The sequence below is a fragment of the Alteromonas sp. WD8-37 genome, assembly GCF_055326825.1.
On sequence record NZ_JBUZOV010000002.1, the window covers coordinates 330334 to 357196 of the forward strand.

The window sequence follows — 26863 nt, forward strand, 5'->3', positions numbered from 1 at the left end:
GAGAGCCATGCGTTCGCTCGATTACTCCTTCTTTGTTTTCGGTACGAGGGTTGGGTCAAAGTCCAACGGTTTGACAGTTAAAATATCGCAGTCTATAGAATCCACTAGCTCTTCGGCGGTGCTTCCAATAAAACCGGTTCTGAATGTGGTACCTGCTACAACGATGCTGGCGCGTAACTTTGTTGCTTGCAAAGGTATTTGAGTGGTTGCCTCTCCGTTTATCAAGTGAATATGCTCAGCATTGGTTATAAAGGGTAGGCACACATTCTCAAATTCTTCGCGATGGCGGTTTCTGAGTAAATCGATAACATTACCTGTATCGCCATGGTGCTCTAAGGGAAAAATATCCGCCCAAATCTCGGCTGTATTGACGGATTCTAAAAGAATCTCCCAGTAGCCCGGGTCAAAACAATGGATGGCATGAATAGGTGTGTGAAGCTGATTAGCAAGCATGCATGCAGCCTTTAGAACTTTTCGATCAAGCTGAGTTTTGGCATTCAGCCGGTGCAGTGGATCTAAACATGCCAGTACAGGACCAGTGATTGTTCGGCCTTCATTTTTCACTAGCAGTGTGGGAACCGGAGCTTCTTTCATTAGTTGAACATCGGTGAGGTTTGCCAGGCGACGTGCTATTGCACCGTGCTCATTTACCTCTTTAAGCAATAGATCAGGCTGGTATGATTTAACGATGTCAATAATGGCTCGATAGGCTGGCGTCTGCCACGTCACTTCTATTTTGATAGTCACATGAGAGTCTGATCTACGCACCAGCTTTTCCAGTTTATCCCTATAATGGTCAGTCAGGCCTTGTTGTACCTTTTCATACTGCGCAGGGTTAAGTAGGTGGGTGGCTGTAAGGACAGAGAAATGTAAACATACAATTAGCAAAATTTCGCTGCCTTCATCAGGCGCTAATTGCAATGCTCTGGTTAGTGTAACCGGGATTTTATCGTCATCCAGCGAAGCCTGGTCTACCACCGCTATCATTCGTTTATTCATGTGAAAAATCTGCCAGTAAGAATACTCTAAGATCAGCCCGGACCCGTCTTTGACACCCTCCTCAGCTGCCAAGCTACAGCATGCTCGCATTGTAGGATATTAATGTCCCTTGTATTCACTGTAGGCAGTCTCTTCCTTTAATGGTTGATGTGGATCAATAAAAGCTTTTTTGCTATCCAACGCGATTAGTGTTGTGGCTTAAGAACCACTTTAAAAGCCGGGTATTCAGGCTTCGATTGACTTTGTGAGGTGCTTCAGTATTTTGTACAAGTGTTCCACTACTCTTTCCAGCCAACGGAGGGCATCCAGTGTGGCTGAAGCGTCTGGGATATCTAACAAACCATTTGCTATGTCTGATAGCATCGACTGGCGCAAAGGGCGGTAAACAGCTCCAAACTCATTAACAAGTGTTTTAAGCTCCTGCGTTTTAGCTTGCCAATCCCTGATATTTTTCAATCCGTCGAGATTATTCAGAGCACAGTGCAGCCTTTGCACTAATTGGTCTACTTCGAAATGCCTCCTGGCCTGGCCAATTGCTGGAGGGTTTTCTTCTAAGCGTTCAAGTAGCCGTTGAATATGATCCAAGCTATGGATACTCTCAACCAGGCGGATTCGCTGACGTCTTTCACCATGGGGCAGCTCAATCTCATCGATGAATAGTTCAGCAGCCTGAATCTGTTTTCGTGATTGTGGAAGAGGCGTGTAGCTTGCCTCACGGGAGGCTTTTAATAGCGTGATGAGATATTTGGATAATGAACAAAAGATTGCGTTAAACGCTTTGTGCGTGGCATCTAATGCGAGTTCCGGTTGTTGAAGCAGGCTGTTATCAAGGCTTTCCAAGCCTGATTTATCAGGAAAAAGCCACCGCATTAGTAACACAAAGTAGCTAATAAACGGGAGCATAATAATAACTCCCAAAATATTGAATAAGCTATGAAAGGTAATAAGAGCAACCTCTGCATGATAGGCAGGAGGGCCCGAAAAACAAGCTTCCCATCCCCACATAAATATGGGAATGAAAAGTAGTGCTGTAACGCCTGTGAGCAGGTTGTACACAACGTGCGAAAATCCGGCTCGCTTAGCTTCGACTGACGCGCCCGTTGTTGCAAGTACGGCTGTTACACTAGTCCCAATATCCATCCCAACTACAAGTGCTGCCGCCTGTTCAAAATGAAGTACTCCGGCGAATAAAGCCGCTAATGTAGCGGCGACCCCAGCACTTGAGGATTGCGTTATAAGGGTAAATATAATACCAGCCAGGGCGATACTTATTCGGTCAACAAAACTAGCGGAGGGAAAATTGGAAAACTCCACCGCTGGGCGCAGGTTGTTCATACTATCCTGCAGCGTATCAATTCCAGTGAAAATAAGACCGAAGCCCGCTAACACCAGGCCGATAGCCCCAAGTCGGCCTGTGGCAAAAAGTTTCATCAAGATCCCGATGAAGACAAACGGGTAGGCCAGTAAACCGATTTTAAGCTTGAAGCCAAAGAGCAACACTAGCCAGCCGGTGATCGTGGTACCAATATTTGCACCAAAAATTATGCCGACAGCATGGCTAAAGTCCATTAGACCCGCCCTGACAAAGCCAACGGTTGCCACGGTGACCGCGCTAGAGGACTGAACCAGCGCAGTACTCAGAGCACCACAACAAACACCCGAGAATGGGCTTTTAGTAAACGCCATCAAATTATAACGTATAGACTTACCCGCCAGGTTACGTAAGCCATCCGTCATAATAACCATGCCCACCAGGAAAAGACCTACGCCCCCCAGAAGGGTGGTCGGCAGGCCTATCCACTCAGGCATCAACGTCTAAGCAGACCTTAGATCTGCTCAACCTTGTCCCGGTCAGCTGACAGCATTGCCATACCCTAGGGCAAGACTCCCGCTGGTTAACTAAGCCTTTTTTAGTGTGGTGGGCGGTATTGGCCATAGTGGGTATATGTAACCGGTTTTACCTCATATTTGGGCTGAAGATAAGCCACCAGGTCTATCAGCTCAGCAATGGTCATGACATCATTGTAGCTGGGCATCTTTGACTTGCCTTCGGCTGTAGTTGTTTGAGATTTGAGGCCTCGGGAAATTTTGTGTGAAGGGTTGATAATTGCAGTGACTAATTCAGCATAGGTTGTCACTCTGGTGGTCTCGCCACCTAACGGTATTGCTCGCGGCAGCTGTAACATATCATCATCAAGGCTTGCCCTATCGACACCTGCCACATCGTGACACGCCATACATTGGTATTGCATAAAAACTTGTTTGCCCGCTTCAGAGTCACCTTTTGGCAGGCTGAAGCCTCTTGGCGAGTCGGGGCCTTGACTGCAAGCAGCCATGCTAAGTAGGACACTAGCAAGCAAAATAGACTTTAAAATCATGCGACTCCCCTTCCCACAAAATAAATTTCAACGCTCATCAAATTGATTATGAAACCCCATCGCAAACATGTGTTGATGTGGGTCAAGCTTTACCCAATATTTCGCCTTACTTCACTTCAAGTCGCACACAGACACTTTGGCACCTAAATGGTTTAAGTATTAAAGCCTTTTTCAGCCGCTCGCCTCTTATAATGCCGGCCTGTTGATGAGCAACATAATGCAGCAGCCTCTTAGAATAAAAATTGCCCCAGTTAGGAACAGCGCTTTGATAAATTTGCGATTGCTGGCATTACGCTATCACCTATTGAATAGCTTAGGCCATTGCCCGCTGTGCGCAGGTTGTATTTTTGTACTATAAGATAGTATTACCTCCATGAAACAAAGTGAAAAAGTAGCCTGCCTGGACGTGCTACGAAGCCAGCAAATTTTAATTGTTTCATAATGCTTAACGACGACTTACCGGCAGAATTTTATGGTCACAGTATCGTTTTTGGACGCAGTAGATTCAGCTCGCGACGACAAAAATCGACTCGGTCCTACGTCCACGCTTGGCCAAATGCACTTGCTAAACCATGTTCAAGGCTCCCACCGGATCTATCGACGTAACCAATGTTTGGTTGAAAGAGGCGGGATCTGCGACGGTATTTACCTGCTGCGGTCAGGCTCGGCAAAAGGATTTCAAATTACATCGCAAGCACATTGCGTGCTTACAGATTTTTTTTACCCGGGAGACGTAATTGGGCTAGATGCGTTAGATAAATGTCGATTTGTGCACACGGTGCAATTTCTTGAATCAAGCAGTGTGAGTTATATCAGCATTCGTACTATTGATAAGCTGCTTGCTGAATCTACTGAATTTCGTGCCTCTATAGTGCACTTAATGAGCCGGGCGATTAATCATGCGGGTCAGCTGCACACTGCCACATCCCACTTCAGCAGTCAGCGGCGCTTAGCTAGCTTCTTACTGTACATATCCAATCGTTTTGCCATTCTGGGCTTCTCGGCCATTGAGTTTAACTTGACCATGACGCGCGCGGATATTGCCAACTATTTAGGGATGGCGGTAGAAACCCTGAGTCGGCTTCTTACAAGGTTGCAAAAACAAAAGATAATTCAAATTGAAAACCGATTTTGCGTGATAACCGACAGGGATCAACTCGATCAAATAGCCTGTGGATTAGCTTGTACACAATAAAATTCATTGGAAAACACTATCAACAAATTTGAAGGTTGAGTGAGATATTAGCAATGCTGAGCAGGGGCGTGAAACACTCGCTGAATCTTTTTTTGTTATGAATTCGCCCTGATTTTTATTCGCTTAAGCAGCGTTAAAAGCCAACCTACAGAAAGTAGCAGCATCACCGGAGAACATCAATTATGCCTTTACTAACATTTTTGGGTGCAGTAGAAGGGGTGACCGGGTCGATGTACTTGCTAGAAACCGATAAAAGTAAAGTGCTTCTAGATTGCGGCTTGTTTCAGGGCAGAAAGAAAGAAGAACGTAAGAATACCCAGCCGTTTCCATTTGCGATAAGTGAAATTGATGCAGTGGTGCTATCCCATGCACACCTGGATCATTCCGGACGCCTCCCTCTGCTGATCAAGGAGGGCGCTTCGTGCCCGATCTACATGACCAGCCCAACGCTGGAATTAATCGAAGTTTTGTTAAAAGATGCCGCATCATTGCAACAAAGAGATGCTGAATGGGAAAACAAGCGTCGTTTGCGGGCCGGAAAAACTGAAATTGAACCGCTGTATACAGAACAGGATGTTGAGCAATTGCTGGAAGCCTGTCAGGGGTGCGCTTATCACTTACGCGTGTGTGTTACCGAGGATATCTACGTCACATTTTTTGATGCGGGGCACATACTGGGCTCTGCTATCGTCTTAATAACTGTTCGCGAGGCTGAGAGCGAAAAGCGATTGGTATTTTCAGGAGACTTAGGTAATTCGCAAGCTGCGTTGCTAAGAGACCCAGATATTATTCAGCACGCTGATGTACTGTTACTTGAGTCTACATATGGCGATCGGGAGCATCGATCTTTTACAGCGACCATAGAGGAATTCGAATCTATAGTTGAAACCGCATCCCTCAATGGAGGCAATATTCTTATTCCTTCTTTTGCGGTAGGACGCACTCAAGAAATTATTTTTCGTCTGGGGGAGTTGTATCAACAGGGGAAGCTCAGGCAACAGGCTATATTTCTTGATAGTCCAATGGCGATTGCGGTAACCGAAATTTATCACCGCTACCAGGATGTCTATAATGACACCGATAAATCAACGATATCGACGGCCTCTAAAGGGCCAGGGCGAGCCGCAAAAAGCTTACATTCGTTTTTACCTATCTTACGCTATGCAACCTCTACGCAAGAATCTATTGCTTTAAATCGCATAGAAAAAGGCGCAATCATTATTGCCGGCAGTGGAATGTGCAATGGCGGGCGTATTCGCCATCACCTCAAGCATAATCTTTGGCGCAACAATGCACACGTGATCTTTGTCGGCTTTCAGGCTGAAGGAACGCCGGGGCGTGCGTTAATCGACGGAGCGAAAACCTTCAAAACAGCGGGTGAAACAATCATTGTGCGTGCCGCTATACATACGATGGGCGGGTTTTCAGCTCATGCCAGTCAATCTCAACTGCTGAGTTGGCTAAGTCAGTTTGAACCGCCCCTGCCACGTTTATTTTTAGTTCATGGGGAACAGGATGCTAAGTTGACTCTGCAAAAGGAGATTGTTAAACGGGGAGGGAAGGCTGAAATTCCCTCTTTGCATCAAGCCATTGAGTTTTAACTGCATAACAGCAACCTGCCTCGGGCAACATCAACGGTGATCATTTAGCTTTTGTCAGCAAAGGATTGTGAGTAGGTACACCAGGCTCAAGCCCAAAAACTGTGCTCACATGAACTCGCTCACACCATCTGGCAAATACAAGCCAGATGGTGTTGTTGCTTTTTGTTACTGAGCTGCGCCGTTCGGGGTGGTCGGCACTGCGTCACTTTTATTGTCGGCTGTTTCCGGTGGTATGGCATCAGCGCCAGGGCTGGCAGTACCGGCAATAATTGGGCTGCTGCCATTTAATAAATCGTGCAATGTGCCTTTGTCCTGATCGACCAGGCCCACTTCCCGCAGCATGGCATCCACCATGGGCGCATTAGCACGATACTGCAATGCCGCCTGGGTGATTTGATCGGCCATGCCGGTGCGCACCCCATCCTGGCCGGCGCTGCCTGACTGGCCCGCCCCATAGCCTTGCAAAATTTTGATACCGTCGATATTTTCCAGCGGTTTGACCGCATTGGCTACCAGCTCCGGCAATACTTTAAGCATGGCGAGTGATTTTTGCAGCTCGATTTGTTCATTTTTCAGCGAGTTTTCAGCCTCGTAAAGGGCTTGTTTGCCCGCAGCTTCCACCGCCAGCACTTTTTCATCGGCTTCAGCTTGCAATATCTTAGACTCGGCCTGGGCTTTGGCTTCGGTAAGGATCGCATCGGCGGCATTCTCGGCTGCTTCACGCTTGGCCTGGGCTTCTACGGTAATGCCAACCGCTTCACGCTCGGCTTCTTTACGCGCATCAATCACTTCGATATCTTTGCGCCGGTTTGCCTCGGCAATCTGGCGGGCGGTGGTGACCGCTTCCATTTTTTCTACCTTGGCTTTTTCCGCTTCGGCAGCTTTGGCCCGGGCAGCAGATTCTTCTTCTGATTTGGTGGCCACCGCAATTTGTTTCACCTGCTCGGCGACTTCCACTTCTTGTTGCTGGCGAATGCGGGCTTGCTCCAGCGTCTGACGCTTGGCAATTTCCTGGGTCTCAATTTCGCGCGCTTTTTCAATTTCGGCCACTTCGATGGCGCGTTCTTTGGCGATGGCGGCTTCACGCTCCTCACGCTCTTTGAGCTCGCGCTGTTTGGCAATCTCGGCTTTTTGCTCTTGGCGTTTAAAGGCCAGGGTTTGTTCCTGCTGGATGCGGGCTTCCTGCTCATCGCGCTGAATGTTGAGCGACAGCTTTTCGGCTTCTAAATTACGTTGTTCTATTTGTACCCGGTTTTCTTGCTGGATATCATTAGTTTCTTTACGTTTTTCTTCAATGATCTTGGCCAGGCGGGCGCGGCCTTCAGCATCAAACGCGTTGTTTTCGTTGAAAAATTCCAGGTCAGTCTGGTCGAAGCCGGTCAGGCTTACCGATTCCAGCTCCAAGCCGTTCTTTTCCAGATCATTGGCCACACTTTGCTGCACTTTTTGCACAAAATCGGCACGCTGTTCATGCATTTCGGTCATGGTCATCTCCGCTGCCACCGCGCGAAGTACATCCACAAACTTCGATTCCATCAGCTTTTTGACTTCCTCGGCGCGGGTGGTACGCGTGCCCAAGGTCTGCGCGGCCATGGAGATCCCGTTGGCATTGGGGGCGACCCGCAGGTAAAAGTCGGCTTTAACATCCACCCGCATGCGGTCCTTGGTAATCAACGCATCTTTTTGGGTTTTTTCCACCTCAATGCGTAAGGTATTCATATTCACCGGAATGACTTCATGCACCACCGGCAGCACGATGGCGCCGCCGTCTTTAATCACTTTTTCACCGCCCAGACCGGTGCGCACAAAGGCGGTTTCCTTGGTGGCGCGGGTGTACAGCTTGGCAAAAATCAGTCCGATGGTCAGTAAACCGACTACCACAATGCCTACGATGGTCAGCAGCATCGCAATGTTTGAAGAAGGTAATGTTTCCATGTTCTGTCTCTATTAAGTCAACTACTTATAGCGCGTGGCCAGCCAGCTACGCGGTCCTTTTTTGACCAGGATGATGCGCTCACCCTGGTTAAATTGCTCACCTTCATCAAAAGGTTCTACCAACACATAGTGTGGCTGGGAATATTCATCTACCAGGCGGGCCTCAGCCGGGCTACCAATTTTGGCCACGCCAAGAGTAATATTGGCGACACTGCCAACAAAATTGTCACTGTTCAGGGCGGAGGATTCAGATTTGGGTAGCCAGCGCGCCAGCACCCGGCCAATGCGTGCGGTACCGGCAAACGCTAAAAGGGTGGCCAGCGGTAGCGACACCCACAGAGGCAAGGCGGAGCCCATCAGGGAGTTGGCCAGGCTATTGGTCAGCAGCCCGGCAAGGCCAAAACACAGGCACAGTACAATCAGCCAAATCAGCAAGGGAAGTTTGTCGATATTTAGCCAACTGGCTAAAGAGGAAACATCAGCAGCCACCTCGGGTTCAGGCAGATCGTCCAGCCCGCCCAATCCGGGGATACCCAGGGCAAGACCGATAAGCTCGATAATAAACAGCACCAGTACAACACCCAGCGCGATAGAGAACCACACATTGGCATCGCTAAGCAAAAACTGCGACATGCTCACCGTCCATGATGAAAATCAATTGGTTAAAAGTTATCCTACTTTACCGGCAGATACCAGTGTAAATTAGCCTCATGCCGATAAATCTTGCTGTACTGATACGCTGTACAAATCTGCTCGCTGCCGTTATCGTGCTGCATATTTTAGTTAGAGTGCAGCATATTTCGCTGCTGGCTTTTTTACTTATGCCTCGGGAATCCTGTGACGCAAAATGAACATCGCAATCAAGCTACTGACCTGGTGGTTGGTGTGGGTACGTCTGCGGGCGGCCTGGAGGCATTAAAACGTTTTTTCAGCGCAGTCCCTCATGACACCCAGTTGTCATTTATTATTGTGCAGCATATGGATCCTGCGCACAGCAGTATGCTGGCAGAAATATTACAGCGCGAAACCGATTTTATCTGTACGCAGGCTGTCGACAATGAGCCAATTAAACCGGGCCATGCTTATGTGATCCCGCCTGGCCAGTTTATCGAAGTGGCTAACCACACACTGCATATTGTTAAACAGCAGGACCATCGCGGCACACGCATGGCGGTGGACCATTTGTTTCGTTCACTGGCGCAGGCGTACCGGTCGCGCGCCGTTGGCCTGCTGTTCTCAGGTGCCGGCAATGATGGCACTGCCGGTTTACGGGCATTAAAAGCCGCCGGCGGGTTGGCGATAGTGCAAACCCCGGAAAGCGCGCAATATGCCAGTATGCCACGCAGTGCCGTGCTCGCTGGGGTGGTCGATGAATGCCTGCCGTTGGAAGATATTCCCGCGCTGTTGAGTGATTATGCCAACCATCCGTACCACTCGCTTTCCGATAACGACGAGTGGTCGGTCACTGAAATGAATAAAATCTGTGCGCTACTTAAAGCCCAGGAAAATTTTGATCTTAGCCAATACAAACACAGCACGGTGAAACGCCGTTTGTACCGCAGAATGAGCTTGCAAGGGATTCATCGTTTGGCTGACTATGTGGCGCTGCTAAGGCAAAGCGATGATGAGCGCAACGCACTGATGCGTGATTTGTTGATCAATGTCACCGATTTTTTTCGCGACCCTGAAGCGTTCGAACTGCTTGACGGTCAGGTGCTGGCAACCATTATCGATGAAGTAGAGGATGGTCAGGATATACGGGTGTGGGTTGCAGGTTGTGCCAGTGGTGAGGAAGCCTATACCCTGGCTATGTTGCTGACTGAGCACATTGAAAAGTCGGGTAGGCCCTTGGGGCTGCGTATCTTTGCTACCGATATTGACGCTGATGCTATCCGTACCGCACGTCGCGGGGTGTATGCCAAAAGTATTGTATCTGAGATACCTGAACCGCTTAAAAACAAATACTTTAGTGCAACCGAAGATGGCTATGTCACAGTCACCGAACAAATACGTGATGTAATTTCTTTTGCCCAGCAAAATGTGTATGCCGATCCGCCTTTTTCCCGGCTCCATCTTGTAAGTTGTCGCAACCTTCTGATTTATTTGCAACAGGCAGCTCAGCAGCAAGTGCTAAAAGCATTTTTCTATGCGTTATTGCCCAAAGGCTATTTGTTTTTAGGTAGCTCTGAAAGTATTGGCGACTACAAAGATGGGTTTTCGCCGCTATCGAAAAAGTGGCGTATTTTTAGCCGTAAAAATCGCAAGCTGGACAAGCCCATGCCGGCATTTTCTCCCTCGTTTTATTCAGACAGGGACCGGCTATCGAATAAATCTAAACAAGTGGAAAAAACCGTGGCTAACGTTGACTGGAATCAAAAAACGCTGTTGCTGGCAGTTAAGCCATCGATTATTGTCAACGAGCATAATTGCATCACCTATTTTCACGGCAATGTGAACAAATTCCTGCAGTTTCCTGAGGAAGGGCGGGCAGTGCTGGATTTATATGCCATGCTGTTACCCGACCTGCGTACCCGGATGCGCAGCGGCATCTACAAAGCCAAAAAAACCGGCGAGCGGGTGGAGGTCAGTTTCCCGCGAAGCACCTCTGCGGACACCGACCAAGTCAATTTTCGCTGTGTTGTGACCCCCGCGCTGGACAAGGGTCGCAGCGATGGCAGTGTGATCATTAGTTTTGAAGAGCTACTCTCCGATACGGGAACGCCCGCCGGACACAATGGTGCAGTCAGTCATCAGGACCAGGACACCATGATTGAAGCCATGGAAAAAGAGCTCAAAGAAACCAAAGAAGAGCTGCAAACCACGGTGGAAGAACTGGAAACCAGTACCGAAGAATTAAAAGCAGCACATGAAGAAGCCTTATCCACCAATGAAGAGCTGCAGTCCTCCAACGAAGAGTTGGAGGCCAGTACCGAGGAATTGCGGTCCCTCAATGAAGAACTGACCACGGTCAATGCGCAGCTTAAAGACAAGGTCGATGAGCTGTCTACCACCCATGATGACATCAAAAACTTTTTTGCCAGCACCAATCTGGCCACGCTCTTTTTATCCAGTGATTTTAAGATTAAGCGCTTTACCCCGGCGGCTGAGCGATTACTGCGTATTGGCTCCCAGGATGTCGATCATCCCATTAGCGAGGTCTGCCGCGATTTACTTGATGAGAATACTCTCCACGAAGCAAAACTGGTGCTAAATAGTTTGGAATCTCGTGAGACGCAGTTGTATTCGGAAGGCCGATGGTTTGTACGCAAGATATTACCCTATCAGACAGAATCCAGGCAGGTAAACGGGGTGGTAATCACCTTCACGGAAATTACCGAACTTAAAAAAACAACTAACCGGCTGGAGGCATCAAGCCAGCAGCATGCGGTTATCGCGCAATTGGGTATGAAAGCACTAAGCATGGAACGAACTGAAACCTTCATGGATCAGTTAGTTCGTGAAGTGTCTCATACACTTGATGTCCCGTTTTGCAAAGTGCTCAAGTACCAGCCTGAAAAGGATAATTTACTATTAGTGGCGGGTATAGGGTGGAATAGCGGGTTGGTAGGTAATGCTACAGTCTCTACCTCAGACGGCTCTCAGGCCGGTTTTACATTGGCGTCGGCTAAACCGATTGTCGTCGAAAATATAAACACAGAGCAACGCTTTAGTCATTCTGCGTTACTTAAAGAACATAAGATTGCCAGCGGTATAAGTTGCCCTGTGGGTAGTGGTTTGAATCCTTATGGCGTGTTGAGTGTGCACACAACCCACAGCCGCGTATTTAGCCAGGACGAGATACATTTTTTAATGTCGGTGGCGAATATCCTGTCAGTGGCTTTGGAGCGTAAGGGGATGGAAGAAGCGCTCAAGGCCAATGAAAACCGTTTGCGTATCGCCAAAGACTCGAGTCACATGGGGTCCTTCGAATGGGACTTCGCAAAAACCACCATGTACTGGGATAAAATGCTCTATATCGTTTGGGGGATCCGGGGCAATACAGTAACCGTCGATGATTTTGCTGCCGCGCTTCATGAGGATGACAAGCAACCCGTGATGGAGGCTATTGAAGCCTCCAAAAATCCACAAGGCGATGGTCATTATCATGCGGTTTATCGGGTTATCAATGCACTGACCCAAAAAATGACCTGGATTGAAGCAAATGGCCAGGTGTTGTTTGAGGGAAATACGGCGGTGAAAATGATTGGCATGGTGACCGATATCACCCGCCAGCGTAAGCTTGAGGCCTCCCTGAAAGCGGCGGTCAAAGAACAGCAGGATGCCAATGAAAAAAAGAACGATTTTCTGGCTACACTTGGCCATGAAATTCGCAACCCTCTTGCATCCATCAATGCGGCGGTCCATGTTATCGACCATGATCGCAGCAAGTTAGACTGGGCATTAAAGAGCATGAAAAGTAATGTTGGCCTGGTCTCATCGTTGCTTGACGAACTACTTGATTTGACGCGCATAACACGCGGAGAGATTCGGCTAGAAAAATCCACGGTCAACGTGAATGCCCTGATAGAAGAAGTAGTGGATAACTTTGCTACTACTGTCGGCCATAATAACCAAACATTGCGTCTGTCGTTACCCGAACAACAGGTAATCACCCAGCTTGACCGGATGCGAATTCAACAGGTCATCAATAATGTGGTGAACAATGCCTCAAAATTCACCCCGGAATTGGGCACTATCGATGTTGAGCTTACCTGCAATAGCGACATGCTTACTATCCATGTTACTGATTCTGGAATTGGCTTGAACATGGAATACCGCCATACGGTGTTTGAAGCTTTTCAACAGGTAAAAAATAAATTGACCCGCGCAAATCCAGGCTTGGGGATTGGCCTATCGTTGGTAAAGCAAATTGTGGAGTTGCATGAGGGGAAAGTATCGATCTTCAGTGAGGGGGAAAACCGAGGGACCAGCGTGTCATTAACCTTGCCCATTATCACGGCTATGAACACGACAGATACTTCAACAGGTGCTGTTCAAAGCAAGCAGGAGGCTAGCTGTTTGCATAAGTTGCGGGTAATGATGGTGGATGACAATGAAACCGCGTCTGATGGGTTAGCCATGATTCTTGAGGTGAAGGGTTGCGAGGTAGTGGTGCATCATACCGCTCAGGCCGCGCTGGAAAAATGTCAGGCATTTGATCCAAACGTAGTACTGCTTGATATTGGTTTGCCCGATATCAGCGGAACAGATCTTATAGGCTTACTAAAGCCGCTGCTTAAACCTAATACGCTATTTTTGGCTATCACAGGCTTTGGCCACCAGGAAGCCCGCCGTAGCACGCAGGCTGCTGGTTTTGATGGGCACTTCAATAAACCGGTGCAGCTGGATGTTATTCTTGGAGAGCTGGAAAAGTTTGGTAGCCAATTGCCTTAACTTCCAACTTGGCGGCTGCCTGAGCCTGACGGGTAGTGTGAGCTTAGGAGGAATATTCGCGGCTCAAGCGTTTAAAGCGTTCCAACACAGGCATTGTAACAACATCTATCGCATCTGCGCCCAAGCGTATCTGGCACCTTGCCGGGGTATTGGCAATAATACCCCGGTGCAGATGCAGCACAGATCCCCTGATGGTACCATCGCCATCTCCGGCACCCCGTGCCACCTCACTTATACTGCAAGATAACGACAGGACTTACCGATGAAAAAAGGAATTTTAGGGCTAGCCGTTGCAGGCGCTTTTGCTGCCGCCTATGTGACTGCCAACAGCTATGCCACCGACGAAGCGCAGCAAACTGTGGATGCGTATATTACCGAAGCCGGTGTGCCTATTACCTATGATGATATTTCAGCCAATATTTTTGGCACAGTCAGCCTCAGCAACATCAATATGTTAAACCTTGTGACCATCGAACAGTTTGAGATGCAAACAGACAGCCTGCAGGAAAATAGCTTTGAGCATCTTTATGTGAAAGCGCAGGGTATTAAGCTGGCCCAGCAGCTGCTTAGCGATGCACCGCGTTCTGTTACTGATCATTTGGCTTTGGCGTTTCTGGGCGCTCCGGAAGGGGCTGATTTTGTGATTGAGGTGAATGTTGATAAAGACGCAGATAAATTGGTGCTGGAACAGATGACCTTTGATGCCGAAGAATCGGCTCATTTGTCACTGACCGCCGAGGTTGAGGACATCGTGCCCTTGCTGGAAAGTTTTGCTGATAAATCCGCCGGCGCGATGGCGCAAGGCTTGCCCGAAAGCACGGTAAGCCAGTTTGAATTCACGCTTGAAGATAAAGGCGCGGTGGATGCATTGCTTAGCCACCAGGTAAACCAGTCTGCCCGTTTTCCAGATATTGATGCCGCGCGTGAGGCGTTGATTGACAATATTGAAGCCGTAAACGTAGCTGACTTAAACACGATGCAGGCTAAGGCGCCGCTTATTGCGCTACTTAATGGTGGTGGTTTTACGCTGTCGCTGGATAGCCCGGTCTCCTTAAACCTGGTTCAGGTATTTGCTGGACAGCGTCGGGCGCAGGTAGCTGCATTACAAAAGCTGAAAAATGCTGATGTGCATGTGAAAACGTTTTAAAGACCGGCGGCTTAGGGCCGCCGCAAAATCCTTGGTCTTACGGCCAACTTTACCTTAAATCACGCATGTCGTCGCAGGAGCTCCCGACTTGGCGCCCGGATGTCTGTATTGGGTGCGGCACGATAAAAAAATTGCGTCATGGCGACCCAGGCCGCTATCTCCAATGATGTAGCCGATGATGGTGGCGGGATAAGAATTTGTTATACTCGCGCTCATCTTTTTAAGCGGTTGATCAGGCCGGGCCTGCCAGCAAGCGCGATTGTAAGTGGTAAACCGGATATGACGACAGAACCTCCTAAGCGACTTAACAAATACCTTAGCGACACCGGCGTGTGCTCGCGCCGAGAGGCCGATAAGCTGATTGAGCAGCAGCGCGTAACGGTTAATGGCAAGCCGCCAGAACTGGGTACCAAAATTCAGCCGGGTGATACCGTCAAGCTGGATGGCAAAATTGTGGGTGGGGTGGCCAAAGATAAGTCGGATCGGGTGTACATCGCCTACAACAAACCCATTGGCATCACCTGTACCACCGAACGTCATGTTAAAGGCAATATCGTAGATGCGGTCGGCCATAAAGAGCGGATTTTTCCGGTTGGCCGGCTGGATAAGCCATCTGAAGGGCTGATTCTACTGACCAGCGACGGCGATATCGTCAATAAGGTGCTGCGCGCCGAAAATGCCCACGACAAAGAATATATCGTGACGGTTAACCAGCCCATCAGCGAGCGCTTTTTGACCAAGATGGCTAAAGGCGTGCCGATTTTGGGCACAGTGACCAAACCGTGCAAAGTCAGTGCGCGGGGTAAGTTTCAGTTCAGTATTATTCTCACCCAGGGGCTGAACCGTCAGATCCGCCGGATGTGTGAATTTTTAGGTTATGAAGTAACCAAGCTTAAGCGCACCCGCATCATGCATATTGAGTTAGGAAAACTGCGCCCCGGCCAATGGCGGAACCTGACCAAACAAGAGTTGCAGCAATTAAATACCGCGGTAAAACATTCCAAAAAAACCGCGCCGTAATCTGGTTAACCACCTAAGCCTGGTCCGCATTAGGGCAAACAGGCGCCAAGGCTAGGCCTGAGTCATCTGGTAGGCACAAATACCAACCGAATTGGCCAGATTCAGCGAATCAATCGGGCCGTTGCCGGGAATGGTAAAGGCATCGGCCTGGATGCCGGAAAGCCGTTCCAACGGTACACCGCGAGCTTCATTGCCAAATAGATAGCAGTCGTACTGAGCAAATGCCGGGCTGTTGATGGGTGCTCCCTGCAAATCCAGATAGGCAAAGCGGGCAAATCGCTGGGGCAGCGTTTCCAGCGCGCAATCTGTTTCAATAGGCAGATGAAAAATCGCTCCCATACTGGCGCGCACCACTTTGGAATTAAACGGGTCGACACTGTTGGGGCTCAGCAGCAAGCGAAAGCCGCCGAACCACACCAGATTGCGAATGATGGTGCCTAAGTTGCCCGGGTCCTGTACCTCATGCAAAAAGATGCAGCGCTGACCGGATGAGTCGGTTGCCGGGCCAGCCGGTAACGGCACACAGGCCACCACACCCTGCGGGGATTTTGTGTCACTGAGTTGCGCCATTTGCCGGTCGCTAATCACCGTGGTCTCAAACATCGGCACGGTATGCTGTGCCCAGGCCAGGCGGGCTTCGGTTACATACAGCCGGATTGGCGGTGCCTCGCCAGTTTGCTGAAGCGCTTTTTGTAATTCGATGACGAGGTGTTCACCTTCCACCAGATAATGGCCAAGTTCGGCACGGTATTTTTTCTGGTGCAGTTTTTTTACATCATCGATTTTCATGGTCGCCGGCCTGCCTGAGGGGATTGGTTTTGCAATTTAAGCGCACAAGTTTACAATATTCGCCCTTTTTGCGACAGCAGAGCAGGCTAACTTTATGGCGCGGTCAAAAACCAGTAAAAAGTGGATCGACGAGCACGTTAACGATCCGTATGTAAAGCAAGCGCAAGCAGATGGATACCGCTCCCGCGCCAGCTATAAGCTGATTGAAATAAACGAAAAAGATACCCTGTACCGGCCCGGTAATGTAGTAGTAGATTTAGGCTCGGCGCCCGGTGGCTGGTCACAGATTGTGGCCCCGGCGGTGGGCGAACATGGCAAAGTGATTGCCTCGGACATTCTGCCCATGGATGCCATCAACGGCGTGACCTTTATCCAGGGTGATTTCACCGAAGATGCTGCCTATGACGCGATTCTAGAAGCACTGGATGGCGGCCAGGCCGATACTGTGATATCAGACATGGCACCGAATTTAAGCGGTGTGAAAACCACCGACCAGTACGCCGCGATTTATCTGGTGGAACTGGCGCTGGATATGGCGCGCAATGTACTAAAACCCGGCGGCAGCTTTTGCGCTAAGGTATTTCAGGGCGTGGGCTATGACGAATATGCCAAAGAAGTGCGCCGTTCCTTTGACAAGGTGATAGTGCGCAAACCGGCGGCCTCACGGCCGCGTTCGCGCGAAGTATATCTGGTAGGTAAAGGTTTTAAAGGCTAATCAAGACCGCCGCGGCAGGTTTAATCGGGCAGGCAGCGCCAGCCCGACGCATGTTAACCAAAGGCTAGCGGCGTTTGTCCGCGCCTTTTTTCATCCGCTGGCTTTGTGCGTCACGTTTTTCGGTCCGTTTTTCTTTGCGGTCACGCTTATCCGGGGTCAACGAACCTTCTTTAAAGCGCTGCTTGCGTTTGGCCTTGTCCGCTGCTTTTTTCGCTGCAGCTGCGGCCATTTCTTCTTTTTCCTGCGCTACCATTTTTGGGGTTTCCAGGCTGATCCGGCCCAGCTTGCCCGATTGCAGCTCGGTGAGCAGCACTTCGCAAATCTTATGCAGATTGACCCGGCCACCGCGCATGATCGCGCCGCGCTGTCTGGCCGCGGCTTCTAAAAATTCCAGTTCGGTGCCGGGCAGTTCATCCAGCTTATAGCGCCCTTGCATCAACTCCGGGTAGGCTTTGATCAGATAATCGGCGGCAAAAAAGCCTACGTCATCAAATTCCATGGCGGTGTTTTTGACCGCACCAGAGGCGGCTAGCCGATAGATTGAATTGGGATTTTCCAGCTTGGGCCATAACACGCCAGGGGTATCGTACAGCACAATACCGTTGCCCAGGTTAATACGCTGCTGGCCCTTGGTGACCGCCGGCTCATTCCCGGTTTTGGCAATAGTGCGCTCAGCCAGAATATTAATCAGGGTGGATTTGCCCACATTGGGAATGCCGGTGATCATGGCATTGATGGTTTTTACCGAGGCATCTTTGGCCGCGCAGTGCTGGCGCACCATGGCCAAAATCTGTTTACTCTCAGCCGGTTTATCGCTGGAGGTCGTCACCGTCAACACCCCACGCTCGCTTTCCAGTTCTTCCTGCCACTGTCGGGTGATATCCGGATCGGCCAAATCAAATTTGTTCAAAATCTTCAGGCAGGGTTTATCACCACGGATCTTGGCAATCTCAGGATTTTCACTGGAGTAGGGGATGCGGGCGTCCAGCACCTCAATCAGAATATCAACCTGATGCAACGACTCTTTTATTTCTTTCAGGGCTTTGTGCATATGCCCGGGAAACCACTGTAAGGCCACGTCGGCGTTCCTCTGTCTCTTACGTTGTCGGTATTCTACGTGATTAGTAAAGCTGATGCGTTACCTATTCAACATAACGACTTAAGAATCGAGTTGATGAAAATGCTGTTTGGCGCATCCCATGCTCTGTAAATACCAATTGTGGCTACTTTTTGTTCGTTAGCCTTTCGGGAATGCAAGGCGAAAAAAGCTTTTTTTAGCGGCTAAATACCCTAATTCGTCTATAGGCTACAGGGAGGTAATCACCACTAGCTTCTAATTTATGTGACATTTACTCCATCTAAATGCGAGCTTTTAACAAATAAGTCGCGTATCGAAATTAAATTTCAGGGGTGAACTCCACCGGCAGTCGACATCATGACGCTCCCATCCCGACACTTACACGGAGGAAAACATGAAAGGTGCTATAGCCATATTAGGAAGTGTTTGTTTGAGTTGGTTCAGCATGAGTGCTCTGGGACAGGAAAATAACTTATCTGCGGCTGTGACCGATTTTGCAGGGGCAAAAATTTGCGAACGTTTGGAAAATCGATTCCGTGGCTTGCAACGAAAAAATGCACAAGGAGACAAAGTTTACAGTGGGACTCTTTGGATACACGCCTGCGAGGTAACTTACGACCCTAACGACCAAAATGTTATGACCCTCAAGCTGGGGGTAAGAGGCTGGCGCTGGCTTGAAAGGGAAAAAGAAAAGCTGGGGGCAAGTTTTGATGTAGATGAGTTTGTGCGATTTGAAGTGAATACTGCCTTGACCGGGCGCACCAAGTCTTTCTATGCCCCTGAAGACAAGAAACTCGCATTCTGGTTTACACCTGTCGAGCCCCCCCAGGTGGATTTTAAGTCGGCTGGTGATGTGGATGTGGACAAAGAAGGAATGTGGGGAACCGTTCTGGCAGGGGCAGCCACTTTGGTCGGTGAATCTCCTGATACGGTGGCCGACCAAAAATTAGTCGACAAAGCCGAACAGCGGTTTCGCAAAAAAATGGCCGACGGCTTTAGTACTGCCATAGACTTGTGCTCAGGGCGGATAGTCTCTGCGCTGGGCCAGTTGGACCAAGCTACCCTTTTTACAAAATTGGACGGCCAGCAGAATACTTCATTCAAGCAAGTGGAACTGGCGCCGTCCTCCTTTTTACTTTTTGGCCCATACGGTGAGCAATCCCAGTCACTCGACCTGGAGTTACAGCTTGGTAAGGCTACGCACGTGCAGCACAGATTGGTTTGCGCCAAAGATGCTATACAGCTCGCTCAGGCTTATATGAAAGGCAATAACCGCACGCCCGAAGTCCCCGAATTAGAGCTGGTAAAAGAGAATGTCGATGGCGGAAAGGTATCTTTGCAAAGCGGCGCTCAGGCCTGCCCGGTGGTGACTATGCTCAGTACCGATGATAGTGTCGCAGAGCGCTCCGCATTCAAATATAAAGTAGTGGGATTTGACGACCCACAGCCGTTGATGCGATGTGATTAGACAGGGCCGAAGCGTTCTAAGTTTTCTTTTTAATTTGTCGAAATGCTGTTGTGCCAGGCCGGTTATTTCATCTATTTGATAGGGTTATCATGGCGAAATCCGGATAGTCGGTTACAGCAAAGCTAATGTTTAGAAAAAAGCCCTACTGTTTAGATTAACAAGTAGGGCGATTATTAACTCTCAGGTAATGTGATGGTTAGGGTTTAATTCACGAGGCCTACCGGCGTAATAGTCTGTGTGAGAGGGTTGAACTCAAATATAATCGAGCCTGTTGTCGACTGGCCGCTTTCATCTATGTTGGCATCCTGCACATCGCTCACAAACTGGTCGATAACCACGCGATAGGAGGTTGGGCCGTTGGCCCAGCCATTGACGCGTGCGGTATAGGTTTGGCCCGGAACTATGCCACCGCCTACCTGCTCATTCGAACCCAGGTTGCCCGACGAGTCCATAATATTGCCATCAGCATCCAGCAATTCAAAGTCGAGGTCCGGTACTGCGACAACCTCAGCATCAGCACTAAGCGTGGCGACCACACTCGAGGCGCTGGGAAGTGCTGTAAATGGAATATCGATGTAGTCGACACCTTCTACAAGTGCTTCATCGGCTGCACCAAGCAATATCACACCCGTGTGCTCTTCGATATTGTGGTAGACCACCGACTGCTCTTTGGGTGCCGAGGTATCATTCGTCGGTGTTTCGCCAACGCCAGTTGATGATGCACCGGCTTCGTAGCCATTGACACGAGCTCGGAAGGTAAAGAGTTTGCCATTGGGATTATTGAATTGCACATTACGCATGGCCGATGTGCTGTTAGCATCCAGTGACTGATCAAATCTGAATCTTGCGGTATCCCGACGCTTACCACTGCCGCCATTGTCGGCATTGACCACGGTGACGCTGCGATCACTGATACGGGTGATATCGAAATCTATTGGACCATAAATTTGCTCATCGCCGTTATTGATCAACGCCAGATCAAAGGCAAAAATACCGTCATTGAAGCTTACGTTGGCGATTTGGTAGTCGACTTGTTTACTGACATCTACCGCATCTAAGCCGGTAGAAGTAATCCCTGACATCGCTGAGAAACCGATTTGCTGATTGCTAGTTGGCGCAATCGCTCGCACCACATACTCATAATCAAATGAATCGATGCCCTGGCCAGCTCCTCTGCCCAGGCCCTGGCCTTTGTCTATATACAAAGTATCACCCACCACAAACTCTACATGCGTGAACCCATCAAAGGACAAGTCACCTTCATAATATTCGCGGTTCGGCACCCCGGTAAACAAGCGTGAAACTGTCCCTTTTTTGCGCTTAAGTACCTGATATGCAATAGCCTCAGGCACCGCCTCCCAGCTAATTTCGATGGCATCATCAGAGATAATGTGCGCATCAATCGTGGCGGGCGTGGCGGGCTGCTCCTGACTGGCTGTGAATTCACTGACAGCGGTGGATACAGTTTGACGTCCGCCCACAGGGGCCTTGGCGTTCGCGCCCATCTCACGGGCAGCAAAAACACGTTCAATTAACGCGTGGTGTCGGCCAGGAGCGGTTATATCCAATGGATCACTGGGATAAAGAACCGAATCGGCAATGAGAACCGCATCCCGGGCTTTCACAAAGGTGTCCGGCGCGGTAACCCCCAGTACATACATCGAGCCTAGGAAAATCCGCTCCCAGGTTTCTTTACCCACACTGGTCGCTTGGGTTGGCTCGCCAGTTACTGAGTCCGGGCGTTGAAATTGATTGGCAGGCTGTAGCGCTACCATCAATTCGCGGAGATCCCACATGGCACCGGCATAAATTTCACCGTCGCGGTGTACCTCAAAGGCATTGTCCCGGGTACCAAGTTGTGAGTAACGAATTTGACTTTGGGCAGACCGGATGAATTCAAATGAATCAGGATCAACGCCTTGCTCGCTTAGAAAGTTGCGCAGGTCACACGAATTGACCGGGTAAGTACCTAAATCAGGGGTTTCTCCTACAGTATAAGCCCATAAATCCGCTTGTCCCTCGTTCAGAGCGCCGCCCTCAGGCCCACCTTCAAATCCGGCAATGGGTGTAATGGTGGCATGGGTGCCTTCGTGAATAGGAACTGAAAAATCCAGAGCTAAATTATTAAATAAATAGCCGTGCCCGTAAGCGGTAGGGTTCACCACTACTTCTTCGCCAGCTATTTCCTGCGATAACGGGACAGCAAACGCGTTATCCAAGCCGAGCAGCTTGGCCATGAATTCCGGGTCGGTTGGATCTTCGGGCGGATCCAGTACATTAGGAATATGCACCACGCCGGTCAGTGGTACCGCTTCGTTGGGGTAACTGTCTGGAAAGGAACCATCACCCAGGCCGCGACTGTGCACACTGTCGCCATCTTTGTGCAGGTAATCCAGATACTCGAGCAAAGTGGTGATATAGATAAACTGACTAATGCCGTCGAGGTGGTGCGCCGGAGATGGGGTCACATGGTCATTTTCTGTTGGACGCGCCTCTATACCAGTATCTTCACTGAAATGATAAGTTCCCGTGGCAGCTTGCGGAAACGGCCCCTTGGTGGCCAGCGCACTTTCAATTACGGCATGCTTACCTGTCAGCAGGCCCTCAACTCCTGTAGTAACATTGGTGTCATCGAATTTACGCAGATTGATGCGTTCCATGCCTTTAGGCTTACCGGTGTAACCGCCAGTGTCATCCTCAATTAAGCATTCCTGCTGCATGGACTGTGTGATAGGAGGGAAGGTGGGAAAGTAATCTGCTGTCTGCTGCAAGGCACCCGTTTGGGTGGCTTGTGTACTGCTATCTGTGGGCAACAAAGTTCTGACCTGATCATTTCTAGCCAGGATCTCGCCATTCTGGGCATCGATGACATAGTCAAAGACGCCAAACGGGTTGGTGGAATAGTAATAAAATCGCCACGCCAGCCGCAATTTATCACCGTCCTGGACGATGACCTGCTCAGGCACAGGATTAGCAAATACACCAAGACGTTCTTTTATTTGGTTAAACGCCGGATTTAATACATCCAGCGCCTCTGCCGGCAGAATGCGCTTGTGAGTCAGCAGGTCAGCGGTTGCCACACCCACAGCAGCTGTGGCATCGAGTACTGACGTATTGGCCAGCCTGGGATCCTTAACAGTATCTACAAATACCGCCCGAACCATCTGCGACTTGTCTATCAACAATCCTAAGCCACGGTTTTGCAGTTTGACATTATTTACAACCTGGTCGAAGCGAATCAAATGCCCTCCCAGCGCGGCTTTACTTCGGTGAGGATTAAATACCAAAGAATCTAGCGTCAGCCCGCCAAGTAAATCACTGTGTTGTTGGATGAAATCCTCGCCCATACTTTCAGGGGAGTGACCGGCGACAGCAATAGCGATACCGAATATGCTATCCACATTCCCGGCTGTGGTGCGCGCAGTCGCATTGGGAAACTCAGATTTTAGTTGCGTGAGTGCTTGTGCAAGCGCACTGTTTGCTGGTGTTTTGCTGTAGCTATCATCAAGACGAATGTCAGCAATCCGATGTGAAGATGCTTCAAGCGGAAGGTGTACGTTGGATGCACTGGCCATAAAGGGCAGTGCAGCTGCCACCGCAGCATAAACGAGCGTATTTTTTTTCATTATCGATCCTTTGCGATTAGGGCTAGCGACGACATGCAAGCAAGATAAGATGTCGCGCACGTAGCTGAACCGTTTCAGCATCGAATAAAAATTAGTCACTCACCATAGGGGTTAACCACTAGAATCAACTGCACCTACCAGTGACCCAGGTAGCTGACAACCAAGATAAATTAGGTTGTGATAAGGCCACAGTACTGATACCACCTGAATGATAGATATCCGACAGAAAAGTTAGACGGAAGATTCAGGCACGAAAAATCGCAGTCAAAATGGCGTTTGATAGAGTGCGGCAGAAAAATGGTGGCCCCACCCTGACTTGAACAGGGGACCTGCCGATTATGAGTCGGATGCTCTAACCAACTGAGCTATGGGGCCGTATAGAAGGATGGTTGCCGGTTTTGCAACCAGGCAGTGCGGCGCAGTATAAGCAGTTTTTGCGTCGATGTCACCCCGCTGGATAACGCTTTTTTGCCCTCATCACAGTCAGTTGCCGAATATTTATGCATAGGCCTTGGGCGCAGGCCGCAAATCTTTACACCACCATTGTGAAATTTGTGGCGGCTGCGGTAGCAAACTTTGTACTATAGGCTATGGGGCAGTAAAATTAATAAAAAGGTGTGAGTACAATTTTGTTGGGGCAAAACGTGTTTTTGTGGGCGAAATGGTGTGGGGCTGTGCTGCTGGTGGCAACGCTGGCGGGCTGTGACCTCTTTGGCCCGGCTAAAGCCCCTGGTGACATTCCGGTGGCTTTCAAAGACCTGAGTCAGGGCAGCCAGTGTCGCAGTCAGATTAAAATGAACAACGAGTGGTGGCAGGTGGATTATCTGGCCTTTTACGTGTCTGAACCGCGCATCAAGATTGGCGACCATTGGCAGGAGCTTAGCTTTTTACCCAATGAATGGCAGTCAAAAACCGCGGCCTTACTTAAATTCCACGATACCTGCAATGACAGCCAAGCCAACTCGGTTATCCGCTTAGATGCCAATGAGCAGCTATTAAACCGGGCGTCGGTGATCCGCTTTACAGTGGGCTTACCCTTTGACCAAAATCATTTGACCGGCGACGGACTGGCTCCGCCAGTGAATAATCCGGCCATGTTTCAGTCGCCTCAGGCTGGCCACACCTTTATGCGTATTGAGCTCAAACAAGCCGGTAAAGATGACCCGGGTCTCTATTCGTTTTTACTGGCCAGCGGCCAGTGTGATGCGCCGGATGCGCAAAGCGCGCCCTCGGTGTGTGCTAAGCCGAACCGGATCACGCTGGACTTACCGCTGAAAGCCAATGTGGCTGATTTACGTTTAAGTGCGCAATTGCGTAAAATTTTATTCCGCGCGCAGTTGGTGCCCGGACTTGAATGTAACCTGGCCGATGCCCCCGACAAGCGCTGCAATAAAGTGCTGCGCAACCTGACACGTAATGAGTGGATCCGCTGGGATGCGCCGCACCAAGTGTATTTAAAACAAGACTAATATAAGTGGTTGAGGCGCACGGTTCTGTGTGCATCGGCGTGCTTTCTTTGCTATCTTTGTTGTTTAGCAATCAACCTCATAGCCAGCTTGTGCGGAGAACAAAATGACAGAAAAGCCCTTTCTGGTAAGTGGTCGTAACACAATCATTCATAAAATTAGAAAATACGACCTGCTTGTAATTAATGGCGAAGACAATCCTGCGGTATTGGTCACCTTTCGTGGCCTGAAACCTTATGATGGCAAAGTGCCGGAAAATAAGCGGGAAGCCAAGGTGATGGAGCTGGAGCTGGTCGACATCACCACCAGTGAAGTATTTGGCGACGAAAAAACCTTGTTGTTTATTCAAACCCTGAACGGTAAAGAATACAAAGTTGATTACAGTAAAGCCGGCACGCCTGCCTTTATTCGTATCCATCAGGACAGCTTTTTCTAAGAATATTTTATCTACCAGTGCAGCATCCTGCTGCACTGCTGACCTTCTTCTAGCAAATTCCCCCGACATATTATCTGGTTGACCACTTGTTACAAAGTGTGTAGCCATTGCGACCAATAGCACCTGGCCACGGTAGCTTGCCGCCCAAAATTGCCGCTTTATCGCACAGTCGCAAATACATGCGATTAACCGTAATTCCCCTGCTCATGAGCCAATCTTCACTACTTTTTTAGTAAGCCCGGCGCGGTTGCCTGGCCTTCCCCCTGGAGAAGAATCATGAGCAAATTTTCGGTAATGACAAAAACCCTTGGTAGTGCAGCAGTGGCCTGTGTCTTGTCAGCAGGTGTCTCGTTCAATGCCCAGGCAGCCTATCCACAAGAAATGGAAGCCGATTTAATCAAAGTGTGTGAAGCCATTCGCGACAACAAAAATCACAAACTGCACCGCGCTGTAAAACGCAGCCGGGTGAGCTATCGCGACCTGGAGCGAGGCCTGGTCTGTAACGGCATGGACATCCATGCATTTGCGTTGTCCAGCAAGGCTGAGGTCACAGGCGCGTTTTTAGCCAAACGCCTGAAATACAGCCGTACTTTAACAGCGTCACGCTAATGCCCCGGCGTGATGCTGGCATCACCCGGCCGGCTGCTTCTGCCCTCACACCCACACCAGTGGCAGACGAGCCGGGAAGTCTGGCAGCCAACCCATTTACCGCCACTGCCAGGGTGGTGCTGGTCGTCGCTGTGAAAAATGCGGCGTTGGCTGATGAGTTAGTGGTAAGGTTAGACGGGCAGCCCGGCGTGGATGCTGTGTACCCGCTGACTGCGATCCCAGAAACAGCGCTGGCTTGTTCGATGGTGATCATTACTGATGCCCCGGGCCTTAAGCCGTTTAATGCGGCAAAAGCCGTTAGCGCACCGGAAAACGCCGTTAGCGAAACAAAAGCCTTTAGCGGAACAAAAAGCGCCTTCAGCCAGCCAGTGATAGCGGTAGGCCAAACCAATGCCCACGCCATGACCGCTTTTGAGCATGGCGCCTGCGGCTTTATCCAATTACCTCTGCAGGCTGAACAAATCCAGGCCACCATCGCCCATATGGTAGGGCTGGTTCATGCTCAGGCCCGGCAACGGCGCATCGGACAGGCTATTATTCGGTTATCACAGCAAATGCGGATCGTGCCAGACCAAATCCACCGCTGGTTAAGTAGCCGCAAGCCACCCCAGGCAAAAAGCCATCGTATCACCCTGCGAAGTGAAAATGCCTGGTGCACCATCGAATGTGGTGCAATTCAATGGGTGCAGGCGGCCGGCGACTACATGTGTATCTATACGGCGGATGAAAACTACGTGGTGCGCATCACCTTGAATGAGTTGTGTAAAAAGCTGTGTCCGCATTATTTTACCAAGGTCAATCGCTCAGTATTGGTTAACCGGCGCTTTGTCAAAACTGTGCAGCACGCCAAAAACCAGGCAATGTATGCCATTTTAAAAGACGATACGCGGCTGCGCATCAGTCGCAAATATTTCACCGCACACTGGCAGCAAGCCATCGGGCAGGCGCCCGACTAGGCTGGCAGGGTCGATTACGGTGCAGTACCATAGTCGCCATCACGCAATGAT

At 49.7% G+C, this 26863-nt stretch carries 19 protein-coding genes and 1 tRNA gene; 11 read left to right on the forward strand and 9 right to left on the reverse strand.

Annotated features, from left to right (window positions below):
- Nucleotides 1–21: 21 nt before the first annotated feature.
- The 3 genes from ACTUJZ_RS06905 to ACTUJZ_RS06915 form a co-directional block, all read right to left on the reverse strand.
- Nucleotides 22–999, reverse strand: a complete 978-nt coding sequence (locus ACTUJZ_RS06905; RefSeq protein WP_463635562.1) for a universal stress protein — start codon at nucleotides 997–999, stop codon at nucleotides 22–24.
- Between the two features lie 225 nt (nucleotides 1000–1224).
- The gene (locus ACTUJZ_RS06910) at nucleotides 1225–2808 is read right to left on the reverse strand and encodes a Na/Pi cotransporter family protein (RefSeq protein ID WP_463635563.1); all 1584 of its coding nucleotides are present in this window, start codon (nucleotides 2806–2808) and stop codon (nucleotides 1225–1227) included.
- Between the two features lie 101 nt (nucleotides 2809–2909).
- Nucleotides 2910–3377 (reverse strand): c-type cytochrome, encoded by a 468-nt coding sequence (locus tag ACTUJZ_RS06915; RefSeq protein WP_463635564.1) that lies wholly within the window; start codon nucleotides 3375–3377, stop codon nucleotides 2910–2912.
- 472 nt (nucleotides 3378–3849) lie between these two features.
- On the opposite strand from ACTUJZ_RS06915, the gene ACTUJZ_RS06920 reads away from it, so the two are divergent.
- Together ACTUJZ_RS06920 and ACTUJZ_RS06925 are read left to right on the forward strand one after the other, a co-directional pair.
- The gene (locus ACTUJZ_RS06920; RefSeq protein ID WP_463635565.1) at nucleotides 3850–4572 is read left to right on the forward strand and encodes a helix-turn-helix domain-containing protein; all 723 of its coding nucleotides are present in this window, start codon (nucleotides 3850–3852) and stop codon (nucleotides 4570–4572) included.
- A 182-nt stretch (nucleotides 4573–4754) separates the two neighbouring features.
- On the forward strand, nucleotides 4755–6173 hold the full coding sequence (locus tag ACTUJZ_RS06925) for an MBL fold metallo-hydrolase RNA specificity domain-containing protein (RefSeq protein ID WP_463635566.1): 1419 nt from the start codon (nucleotides 4755–4757) through the stop codon (nucleotides 6171–6173).
- Nucleotides 6174–6338: 165 nt separating this feature from the next.
- Here ACTUJZ_RS06925 and ACTUJZ_RS06930 read toward each other — a convergent pair whose 3' ends face one another.
- On the reverse strand, nucleotides 6339–8108 hold the full coding sequence (locus ACTUJZ_RS06930) for a flotillin family protein (RefSeq protein ID WP_463635567.1): 1770 nt from the start codon (nucleotides 8106–8108) through the stop codon (nucleotides 6339–6341).
- A gap of 21 nt (nucleotides 8109–8129) precedes the next feature.
- Entirely contained in the window at nucleotides 8130–8741 is a 612-nt protein-coding gene (locus ACTUJZ_RS06935; RefSeq protein ID WP_463635568.1) for an OB-fold-containig protein, read from the reverse strand.
- A gap of 204 nt (nucleotides 8742–8945) precedes the next feature.
- Between ACTUJZ_RS06935 and ACTUJZ_RS06940 the strand changes: the two genes are divergently transcribed.
- The 3 genes from ACTUJZ_RS06940 (at nucleotide 8946) to rluF (ending at nucleotide 15669) form a co-directional block, all read left to right on the forward strand.
- Nucleotides 8946–13502: a chemotaxis protein CheB gene (locus tag ACTUJZ_RS06940; RefSeq protein WP_463635569.1), complete on the forward strand. Its 4557-nt coding sequence runs from the start codon at nucleotides 8946–8948 to the stop codon at nucleotides 13500–13502.
- A gap of 262 nt (nucleotides 13503–13764) precedes the next feature.
- Nucleotides 13765–14649, forward strand: coding sequence for a hypothetical protein (locus ACTUJZ_RS06945; protein WP_463635570.1), 885 nt, complete (start codon nucleotides 13765–13767; stop codon nucleotides 14647–14649).
- 279 nt (nucleotides 14650–14928) lie between these two features.
- Nucleotides 14929–15669 carry a 23S rRNA pseudouridine(2604) synthase RluF gene (gene rluF / locus ACTUJZ_RS06950; protein WP_463635571.1) on the forward strand — a complete coding sequence of 247 codons (741 nt, stop codon included), beginning with the start codon at nucleotides 14929–14931 and terminating at the stop codon, nucleotides 15667–15669.
- A 51-nt stretch (nucleotides 15670–15720) separates the two neighbouring features.
- Here rluF and ACTUJZ_RS06955 read toward each other — a convergent pair whose 3' ends face one another.
- The gene (locus ACTUJZ_RS06955) at nucleotides 15721–16458 is read right to left on the reverse strand and encodes a TrmH family RNA methyltransferase (protein ID WP_463635572.1); all 738 of its coding nucleotides are present in this window, start codon (nucleotides 16456–16458) and stop codon (nucleotides 15721–15723) included.
- 94 nt (nucleotides 16459–16552) lie between these two features.
- Between ACTUJZ_RS06955 and rlmE the strand changes: the two genes are divergently transcribed.
- Nucleotides 16553–17173 (forward strand): 23S rRNA (uridine(2552)-2'-O)-methyltransferase RlmE, encoded by a 621-nt coding sequence (gene rlmE / locus ACTUJZ_RS06960; RefSeq protein WP_463635573.1) that lies wholly within the window; start codon nucleotides 16553–16555, stop codon nucleotides 17171–17173.
- Between the two features lie 64 nt (nucleotides 17174–17237).
- On the opposite strand, the gene ylqF is transcribed toward rlmE, so the two are convergent.
- Entirely contained in the window at nucleotides 17238–18251 is a 1014-nt protein-coding gene (ylqF, locus tag ACTUJZ_RS06965) for a ribosome biogenesis GTPase YlqF (protein ID WP_463635574.1), read from the reverse strand.
- A gap of 394 nt (nucleotides 18252–18645) precedes the next feature.
- Here ylqF and ACTUJZ_RS06970 point away from each other — a divergent pair, with 394 nt between their 5' ends.
- On the forward strand, nucleotides 18646–19719 hold the full coding sequence (locus ACTUJZ_RS06970; RefSeq protein ID WP_463635575.1) for a hypothetical protein: 1074 nt from the start codon (nucleotides 18646–18648) through the stop codon (nucleotides 19717–19719).
- Nucleotides 19720–19922: 203 nt separating this feature from the next.
- Here ACTUJZ_RS06970 and ACTUJZ_RS06975 read toward each other — a convergent pair whose 3' ends face one another.
- Complete coding sequence (locus tag ACTUJZ_RS06975; RefSeq protein WP_463635576.1) at nucleotides 19923–23345, reverse strand: M36 family metallopeptidase; 3423 nt, start codon at nucleotides 23343–23345, stop codon at nucleotides 19923–19925.
- Nucleotides 23346–23643: 298 nt separating this feature from the next.
- A tRNA-Ile gene (locus ACTUJZ_RS06980) sits at nucleotides 23644–23720 on the reverse strand.
- Between the two features lie 269 nt (nucleotides 23721–23989).
- On the opposite strand from ACTUJZ_RS06980, the gene ACTUJZ_RS06985 reads away from it, so the two are divergent.
- The 4 genes from ACTUJZ_RS06985 to ACTUJZ_RS07000 all read left to right on the forward strand — a co-directional run bounded on the left by ACTUJZ_RS06985 (nucleotide 23990) and on the right by ACTUJZ_RS07000 (nucleotide 26812).
- Entirely contained in the window at nucleotides 23990–24814 is an 825-nt protein-coding gene (locus ACTUJZ_RS06985) for an MbnP family protein (protein WP_463635577.1), read from the forward strand.
- A 103-nt stretch (nucleotides 24815–24917) separates the two neighbouring features.
- Nucleotides 24918–25247 carry a hypothetical protein gene (locus ACTUJZ_RS06990; RefSeq protein WP_463635578.1) on the forward strand — a complete coding sequence of 110 codons (330 nt, stop codon included), beginning with the start codon at nucleotides 24918–24920 and terminating at the stop codon, nucleotides 25245–25247.
- 276 nt (nucleotides 25248–25523) lie between these two features.
- Entirely contained in the window at nucleotides 25524–25856 is a 333-nt protein-coding gene (locus ACTUJZ_RS06995; protein ID WP_463635579.1) for a DUF3718 domain-containing protein, read from the forward strand.
- Entirely contained in the window at nucleotides 25856–26812 is a 957-nt protein-coding gene (locus ACTUJZ_RS07000; RefSeq protein WP_463635580.1) for a LytR/AlgR family response regulator transcription factor, read from the forward strand. Before ACTUJZ_RS06995 ends, ACTUJZ_RS07000 begins: the two co-directional genes overlap by 1 nt.
- Nucleotides 26813–26863 lie beyond the last annotated feature (51 nt).